Below are 3,047 nucleotides of genomic sequence, written 5' to 3' on the forward strand. Positions count from 1 at the left end.
TCGGAACCTCCGAAGGCTACGTTATCACTGCGTTTGCGTTTCGTGAAAGAGGCTCATATCCTCGCGACGGAGGGCTGGCAACGATGCATCTCGACAAAGTCATCCGAGGCGGCACCCTAGTGACCGCCGACGACACGTACAAAGCCGATATCGGAATCGCGGGAGAACGGATCGCCGCCATCGGTCTCGCGCTCGAAAGCCCGGAGACCATCGATGCCTCGGGAAAGCTCGTGATGCCGGGCGGGCTCGACGTCCACACGCATCTCGACATGCCCTTCGGTGGCACCGTGACCGCCGACGACTGGGTGAGCGGGACCACCGCGGCCGCCTGTGGCGGCACGACGACTCTCATCGACTTCGCGATCCAGGACTTCGGACGATCGCTTCACGACGGAGTGGACGCCTGGCGGAAGCGTTCCGAGGACAAGGCGGCCATCGACTATTCGTTTCATACGATCGTGCGCGAGCTCGAGCCCTCGCACCTCGAGGAGATGGACGCTCTCGTGAAGGAGGGCATCACGAGCTTCAAGCTCTTCATGGCCTATCCCGGCGTCTTCATGGTCGACGACGCGACGATCTTCGAGGCGATGCTGCGCACGCGGGAGAACGGCGGATTGATCTGCATGCACGCCGAGAACGGCGGCGTGATCGACACCCTCGTGAAACGAGCGCTCGCGGAAGGCCATACCGAGCCCAAGTGGCACGCTCTCACGCGTCCCATGAGCGCCGAGGCGGAGGCGACGCGGAGAGCGATCGCGCTGGCGGAGATGGCCGGAGTTCCGGTGTACATCGTTCACCTATCCGCCGGCGACGCGATGGAAGAGGTCCGCCGTGCGAGAGAGCGCGGACTTCCGGTTTTCGCCGAGACCTGCCCGCAATATCTGTTCTTGTCGTACGAGGACTACGAGCGGCCCGGTTTCGAAGGGGCCAAGTACGTAATGTCCCCACCGCTCCGGCCCCGAGGCAACGAGGAGAGACTCTGGAACGGGCTTCGCACCGACGCCCTCCAGGCGGTATCGACGGATCACTGCAGCTTCTGCATGAAGGAGCAGAAGGAGCTGGGAAGGAACGATTTCAGCAAGATCCCCAACGGCGCACCGGGGATCGAGAATCGAATGATGCTCCTCTATGATGGTGGGGTAAATGGCGGGCGCATCAGCGCCAATCGCTTCGTCGAGCTCGTCTCGACCCGCCCCGCAAAGATCTTCGGGCTCTACCCCCGCAAGGGCTCCATCACCGTGGGAGCCGACGCCGACCTTTTGCTCTGGGACCCGAAGCGGAAGTGGACCATCAGTGCGAGCACGCACCGGATGAAGGTGGACTACAACGCGTACGAGGGACGAGAAGTCACCGGCCTTCCGGACACGGTGCTCCTTCGGGGCCAGGTGATCGTTCGCGACCAAAAGTACGTCGGGAACGTGAAGCAGGGACGGTTCGTCGCCCGCGAGCCCGGCACGGCACGCACTGTGGAGGGTTGAGAACTCCTGCCGTCGAGATGAGGGCGCGCGCCAAGAATCAAACGAGCTCGCGCCAGTCGTCCGGGTGCGACAGAAATTCTCCTAGCGCTCGTGGACTGGGAAGCTCCCACTGATCCACGCTCTTTTCATCGAGAGGATAGAGCTCGATGATGTGCTCGAGCCCTCGACGGACCAGCTCGGCGAGGGATATCTCGTGCCGCTTGGCGATCCTCTTGGCGCGCTCATAGAGAGCGTCCGGCAATTGGATCTGCGTACGAGTCATTCGAAAATAATGCCGCTACATCATTTTGATGTCAACGATGACGACTCCTTTCGCGGAGGCGGCCCCAATCAAATTTCCAGGTCTTTGCCCAGACCGAGGCTCACGCCCCTCTCGTAGACCAGCTTCGCGACGGCGACGTCCTCGAGCGCGAGACCTTGCGACTCGAAAAGGGTGATTTCGGAGGCGTCCCTCCGAGCCACCTTCTTTCCGGTGACGACATCCGCCAGATCGTGAACGTCCTCCCAACGAAGCTTGCCCGCGTCGACAACGGCTGCCAGGTCTCCGCACTCGATCCGTGCCTGTTCGACGGAGTCGGCCGCGACGAAGCTCGAGCGGGTCACGACCTCCTCGTCGATCTCGCGCCGGCCGAGCGCATTCCCGCCGATGGCGTTCACGTGCTGTCCGGGAACGAGCCAGGATCCGCACAGAACCGGTTCTTTCGCGCTGGTGGCCGTCACCACGATGTGGGCCTCGGCGGTCACATCCTCCGGTCTTGATGCCGGCGTCACCGGGATCCCGAGGCGCGAAGACATCTCGTCGCAGAAACGAGCGCGCTTCTGCTCGTCGCGACTATAGGCGACGACCGATCGGAGCGATCGAACGACCGCCAGGGCCTCGAGCTGCGATCGCGCCTGCCACCCCGTGCCGAAAATCCCTACGGTATCCGCGTCGGCTCGGGCCATATACTGGGTAGCGACGCCGCTCGCCGCCCCGGTACGGATCTGGCCGAGAGTGTCACCCTCCATGAGGCTCACGAGCTCTCCGGTCTCGGCGGCAAAGAGCATGACGTAGAAACGAGCCCCATCCGGGCCGGTCGTGTAGGCCTTGAGGCCGACGTAACCGAGCGCCTCGCTCGCCGCCGACATCACGTGCAGCATCCTTCTGCCCGCACGCGCCCTCGATCGGGGTCGATTCACGGCTTTGCCTTCACCGAGCTGAATGAACGCCTGTTCCACCGCGGCCACCGCGTCCTTCATGGGTAGAAGCTCGGCGACTTCCCCTTCCCGGAAATAACGCGTCATATTGGCTCCTTTGACACTTCGTGATTTCGAATGAAATCATAGCTTCGAGGGCCCATGATGCCTACCCTCCTCGACGAGTACCGCTTTTGTCCCAAATGCGGTGCGGGGCTCGCGGTGCGAAGGGTCAAAGAGCTCGAGCCCGAGCGGCTCGTCTGCATCACCTGTGAGTTCGTGTTCTTCCAGAACCCGAAGCTTGCCGCAGGAACGATCTTCCAGCAGGACGGGGGCCTCGTCCTCGTGAGACGGGCCATCGAGCCGGGTTACGGCAAGTGGGTCTTTCCCAGT

Annotated in this window: 4 protein-coding genes; 2 read left to right on the forward strand and 2 right to left on the reverse strand. The window is 62.9% G+C overall.

What is annotated here, in order from left to right:
- The first annotated feature begins 83 nt into the window (after positions 1-83).
- Complete coding sequence (hydA, locus tag VEK15_09010; GenBank protein ID HXV60821.1) at positions 84-1,478, forward strand: dihydropyrimidinase; 1,395 nt, start codon at positions 84-86, stop codon at positions 1,476-1,478.
- Between the two features lie 37 nt (positions 1,479-1,515).
- Here hydA and VEK15_09015 read toward each other — a convergent pair whose 3' ends face one another.
- Together VEK15_09015 and VEK15_09020 are read right to left on the reverse strand one after the other, a co-directional pair.
- On the reverse strand, positions 1,516-1,740 hold the full coding sequence (locus VEK15_09015) for an antitoxin (GenBank protein ID HXV60822.1): 225 nt from the start codon (positions 1,738-1,740) through the stop codon (positions 1,516-1,518).
- 68 nt (positions 1,741-1,808) lie between these two features.
- Positions 1,809-2,762 carry an ornithine cyclodeaminase family protein gene (locus tag VEK15_09020; protein ID HXV60823.1) on the reverse strand — a complete coding sequence of 318 codons (954 nt, stop codon included), beginning with the start codon at positions 2,760-2,762 and terminating at the stop codon, positions 1,809-1,811.
- A gap of 54 nt (positions 2,763-2,816) precedes the next feature.
- Between VEK15_09020 and VEK15_09025 the strand changes: the two genes are divergently transcribed.
- A partial coding sequence (locus tag VEK15_09025) for an NUDIX hydrolase (protein ID HXV60824.1) occupies positions 2,817-3,047 on the forward strand: 231 nt, incomplete at its 3' end.

The organism is Vicinamibacteria bacterium (assembly GCA_035620555.1).
In the GTDB taxonomy this organism is placed as follows: domain Bacteria; phylum Acidobacteriota; class Vicinamibacteria; order Marinacidobacterales; family SMYC01; genus DASPGQ01.

Excerpts from the sequence above, each read along its gene's own strand:
- hydA (HXV60821.1), top strand. The coding sequence starts at position 84 with ATGCATCTCGACAAAGTCATCCGAGGCGGCACCCTAGTGACCGCCGAC.
- VEK15_09015 (HXV60822.1), bottom strand. The coding sequence starts at position 1,740 with ATGACTCGTACGCAGATCCAATTGCCGGACGCTCTCTATGAGCGCGCC.
- VEK15_09020 (HXV60823.1), bottom strand. The coding sequence starts at position 2,762 with ATGACGCGTTATTTCCGGGAAGGGGAAGTCGCCGAGCTTCTACCCATG.